This window comes from Tateyamaria sp. syn59 (assembly GCF_007995245.1).
Taxonomy (GTDB): domain Bacteria; phylum Pseudomonadota; class Alphaproteobacteria; order Rhodobacterales; family Rhodobacteraceae; genus Tateyamaria.
In genome coordinates this window covers 1-1379 of record NZ_VCBA01000027.1, presented here as the reverse complement: position 1 = coordinate 1379, position 1379 = coordinate 1, and the positions used below count along the sequence as shown (strand labels likewise).

Below are 1379 nucleotides of genomic sequence, written 5' to 3'. Positions count from 1 at the left end.
GGCCCGCATTCGACGCAACGACCATCGCCCATCGTCGATGTCGTCCCGGCCCAGCCGTGGCCCAGGCGGTTGAGGCGCTGGGGCACAGCCTGTGACACAGAGGGCGTTTTGCCTGTCTGGCGGTTGACACCACATACTTCATTATGCCATATTATTATTTTATATCAATAACTTAGCACATAGTCCCACCACCCCAGCCAGGTTTTCCCGAAATCGACGAAGATCCGCCGTCACGGTACATCCGCGTGTCGAACTGCGGTGGCAGGTTGCCCCCTTGCCGTCGCTCCCGATCGCCTGACCGCCCGAGCCGATGGCCCTTTGGTGCGTCGCCATGCGGTAGCAAGGCGCGACGAGATGAGCGGGGTGCCGCCCCGCTTCGCGTGACAGGCGCGTCGCGAAGCCCCCGGCCGTCCCGTACGAACGCCGCGGCCGGAGCCCGTTCCCGGTCAGCGGTGCGGCGACAGAATGCGGCCTGCCGGGTTTCCGAGCGCGGATCGAACCGATAGAGGTCGTGGCGCCGCGACGACGTCCCGAGACCCGACGCGACGGACGACACGGACAACCGACCGCCCCGGACATTCGCCGAGCCATCATGACCACCATCTCGCCCCGCTCCGACACGACGCTGCTCCCGCTTCTGGGCTACGGCATCTCGGCCCTAATCCTGCTGCCGATCCTCGCGGTCTGCGTCGCCGCGGCCATGGGCGACCTGTCGACGCTGACGCATCTGTGGCAGACCGTGCTGCCCGGCTATGTCGGCACCACCGCGCTGCTTCTCGCCCTGGTCACCGGCGCCACCGGCCTGATCGGCACCGGCACCGCGTGGCTCGTGACCTGCTGCAGCTTTCCGGGCCGCCGCTGGCTCGAGGTGGCGCTGGTCCTGCCGCTGGCCTTCCCGGCCTACGTGGTGGCCTATGCCTATACCGACCTGCTCGACCACCCGGGCGCGGTGCAGGCGCTGCTGCGGCAGATCACGGGCTGGGGACCGCGCGACTACTGGTTTCCGGAGATCCGCTCGACCGGCGGTGCGGCGACCATGCTGACGCTGGTGCTCTACCCCTATGTCTACCTGTTGGCGCGCGCCGGCTTCATGGGCCAGGGGGCGCGGCCCTTCAACATCGCCCGGACCCTCGGCACCACGCCGTGGCAGGCGTTCCTGCGGGTGGCCTTGCCGATCGCCCGCCCCTCGATCGCGGCCGGCATGCTGCTGGTGGCGATGGAGACCATCGCCGATTACGGCACCGTGTCGTATTTCGGCGTCCAGAGCTTGGCCAACGGCATCTACCAGAGCTGGTTCAGCCTCGCCGACCGTGCCGCCGCGGCGCAGCTCGCGCTCGGGCTTCTGGCCATCGCGCTGCTGCTGGCGCTGCTCGAACGCC

At 68.5% G+C, this 1379-nt stretch carries 1 protein-coding gene; it reads left to right on the top strand.

All coding sequences use genetic code 11. The features are described from left to right. Window positions 1-592: 592 nt before the first annotated feature. On the top strand, window positions 593-1379 hold a 787-nt coding region (locus FD715_RS21730; RefSeq protein ID WP_147115170.1), incomplete at its 3' end, for an iron ABC transporter permease.